Annotated in this window: 4 protein-coding genes and 1 pseudogene; all 5 read right to left on the bottom strand. The window is 74.6% G+C overall.

Annotation, left to right across the window (positions count from 1 at the left end; all coding sequences use genetic code 11):
• Nucleotides 1-311: pseudogene (locus HMPREF3105_RS03185) on the bottom strand (class I SAM-dependent methyltransferase); the annotation flags it as partial.
• Entirely contained in the window at nucleotides 308-1,285 is a 978-nt protein-coding gene (locus HMPREF3105_RS03180) for a bifunctional riboflavin kinase/FAD synthetase (RefSeq protein ID WP_036314988.1), read from the bottom strand. The pseudogene HMPREF3105_RS03185 and the gene HMPREF3105_RS03180, both read right to left, overlap by 4 nt.
• Entirely contained in the window at nucleotides 1,285-1,716 is a 432-nt protein-coding gene (locus HMPREF3105_RS03175) for a hypothetical protein (RefSeq protein WP_036314984.1), read from the bottom strand. Before HMPREF3105_RS03175 ends, HMPREF3105_RS03180 begins: the two co-directional genes overlap by 1 nt.
• Nucleotides 1,717-1,727: 11 nt before the next feature.
• Nucleotides 1,728-2,096, bottom strand: a complete 369-nt coding sequence (locus HMPREF3105_RS03170) for a hypothetical protein (protein ID WP_002855305.1) — start codon at nucleotides 2,094-2,096, stop codon at nucleotides 1,728-1,730.
• Entirely contained in the window at nucleotides 2,093-2,989 is an 897-nt protein-coding gene (gene truB, locus HMPREF3105_RS03165; protein WP_036314979.1) for a tRNA pseudouridine(55) synthase TruB, read from the bottom strand. Before truB ends, HMPREF3105_RS03170 begins: the two co-directional genes overlap by 4 nt.
• Between the last annotated feature and the right edge of the window lie 100 nt (nucleotides 2,990-3,089).

Genomic DNA, 3,089 nt, shown 5'->3' with positions numbered 1-3,089 from the left:
ACCTCGCGTTCCAGGACGGCGCGCATCGACGCCGACGGCTCGAGGGCCGTCACCGTCCGCACCCGGTCCGCCGGGCGGGCCGCGAGCAGCCGGGTGAACAGTCCCGTCCCGGCCCCGAGCTCCACCACCTCCGCGCCGTCGGCGATGCCCGCCAGGACGCGGTCCACCACGGCGGCCGGGTAGGAGGGGCGGACGGCGTCGTAGTGCTCCCCGCCGGTCTCGAAGGGGTTGGGCCCGGCCCGACGGGCCCGGGCCGGGCGCCCCGGCAGGTTCGGCACAGCGGGGGAAGCGCCCGGCTCCGGGGCGCTCACCGGTCGGAGGGGGTCGTGGCCAGGATCGCCCGGGCCTCGTCCACGTCCTGCGTGATCTGCGCCACGAGCTTCTCGACGCCCTCGTAGGCGACCATCCCGCGCAGCCGGGCCACGAACTCGACCTCGATGTGCTGGCCGTACAGGTCGAAGTCCTCCACCCGCTCGTCATGGCGGTCGATCACGTGCGCCTCCACCACGCGGGAGACGTCCTCGAACGTGGGGTTCGAGCCGATGGAGATCGCGGCCGGCCACACGCCGCCGTGCGCGTCGTGCACCCAACCGGCGTAGACGCCGTCGGCCGGGATCATGCCCTGCACATCCGTCTCGAGGTTCGCCGTGGGGAAGCCGAGCTCGCGGCCGCGCGCGAACCCGTGCACCACCTCGCCGGCGAGCACGTGGTGCCGGCCGAGCACGGCCGCGGCCTGAGCGACGTCGCCCGCGGCCAGGGCCTCGCGCACCCACGTCGAGGAGCAACGGCGCTCCGGCTCGGCCCCGTGCTCGGCGGGGAACTCCTCGACGGCCTCAACCTCGAAGCCGTAGCGGGCCCCCAGGCGCACCATCTCCGCGACGTCGCCGGTGTTGCCCCGGCCGAAGCGCACGTCGTGCCCCACGACCACGACGGCGGCATGCAGCCCGTGCACGAGCATGCCGCGGACGAACTCCTCCGGGGACTGGTCCGCGAACTCGAGGGTGTACCGCTGCAGGAGCACCGCGTCCAGACCCGCCTCCTCCAGGAGGACGACCCGCTGCTCGGGGCTGATGATGTCCACGTGGGGCACCTCGGGCTGGTGCACGGCGCGCGGGTGCGGGGTGAAGGTCACGGCCACGGCCAGGGCGTCGCGGGCCCGCGCCAGCTCGACGACCCGGCGCAGCACCTCCCGGTGGCCGCGGTGCACGCCGTCGAAGTTGCCCAGGGTGACCACGGTGCGCGGCAGGTCCGTGGGGACCTCGTCCAGGCTGTTCCAGACCCGCATCAGAGCGCCCCCGCCTCGGCCGGGCGGGCGGGGCGGTGCGTCAGCAGCCAGATCAGGCCGACCACCGGCAGCACGAGCGGCACATAGCCGTAGCCCGCGCCGAACCGGGACCACACGGTGTCGTGGGCGAACATCCCCGGATCCAGGACGGTCCACAGGCCCACGCCCACCACGCCGGCCAGCTCCACGAGCACGGCGCCCAGCGCCACGGCCCAGGCGCGCGCGCCGGAGCGGGCGAGCGCGAACGTCGCCACGATGTACACGACCGCCGCGACCGCGGAGAGCGTGTACGCCACGGGGGCGGCGTCGAACTGCGTGAGGATCTGGAAGAGGCTGCGCGCGCTCGCCGAGAGGGCGAACACCGCGTAGACCATGACGATGATCCGGCCGAGACCCTGGTTGCGCGCGGGGGCGCCGTCGCTGGGTGCCATGTCCATCCTCCTCACCACTGCCCGAACCAGATGACCTGCATGCGATGCAGCATCACGGCGATCGTGGGCCCGACCACGGCCAGCACGAGGTTGGACCACCGGGTCTTGTCCGTGACGGCCCAGCCCACGGCGATCACCGGCACGATCAGGGCGGTGAGGATGTAGCCCCAGAACTCCCAGCCGGGGCCGTTCAGGGTGTCCCCGCCGAGCTGGCGGACGGCGGCGGCCGCCGCATAGACGAGCGTGAACAGCTCGACGGCGGCCACCGAGAGGATCGAGGCGTCCGCGGGGTGGCGGCGGATCGCCGTCATCACCACGCAGACGACGAACGAGACGGCACCGATCACCAGTCCCGTCCAGAACCAGGCGTCGAGGATCATGCGGTCCTTCCCTGTCCCGGCCCCTCGGCCGGGGCGAACACGAGCTGGGGCTTGGCGACGTCGGCGCCGCGGCGGCGCACGTCGGAGACGAGGGCGATGACGCGGCCGTCCGGCGCGCGCCCGGCGACGAGCGTCTCACCCGTGCCGGTGGGCGCCACGACCCGCCCGAAGGCGAGCTCGTGGGCCTCGTGCTCCGTCAGCTCGCGCACCGGGAAGAGCCCGGCGGCGGCCTCGGAGAGCTCGGTCATCGCGAACCGCTCCGCGAGGGCCTCGAGCGAGAGCGCGTCGGCCACGTCGAACGGGCCGACGGCGGTGCGGCGCAGCGCCGTGAGGTGCCCGCCGGTCTCGAGGGCCTCGCCCAGGTCGCGGGCGAGCGCCCGGATGTAGGTCCCGGACGAGCAGCGCACGGTGACGTCGAGGTCGACCAGCCGGCCGCCGTCGAGCCGGCGCAGCTCGTGCACCGTGAACTCGTGCACGGTGACGGGGCGGGCGTCGAGGGTGACGTCCTCTCCCGCGCGGACGCGATCGTAGGCGCGCCGGCCCGCCACCTTGACGGCGGAGACGGCCGAGGGCGCCTGCAGGATCTCGCCCGTGAGGGCGGCGACCTGCTCGGCCACGCGCTCGGGCGTGACGGCGTTGGCCAGCCGGGTCTGCACGACCTCGCCCTCCGCGTCGTCCGTGACGGTCGACTGCCCGAGCCGGATCGTGGCCGTGTACGTCTTGTCCGTGCCCGTGATGGCGGTCAGCAGGCGCGTGGCCTTGTTGACGCCGACCACGAGCAGGCCCGTGGCCATGGGGTCCAGGGTGCCGGCGTGGCCCACCTTGCGGGTGCCCGCCAGCCGGCGGACCCGCCCGACGACGTCGTGCGAGGTCCACCCCTGCGGCTTGTCCACGAGGACGACCCCCGACGCCTCCGTTCCCGGCGCGTCGGGGGCCTGTCCCCCGGTGCTGCGTGCGCTCACCGTGCCGCGGGCCTCAGGCGCGCGGGGCGTC

Source organism: Micrococcus sp. HMSC31B01, assembly GCF_001816085.1.
Classification (GTDB): domain Bacteria; phylum Actinomycetota; class Actinomycetes; order Actinomycetales; family Micrococcaceae; genus Micrococcus; species Micrococcus luteus.
The sequence above is the reverse complement of the archived record's forward strand: the minus strand, read 5'-3'. Positions and strand labels throughout refer to the sequence as shown.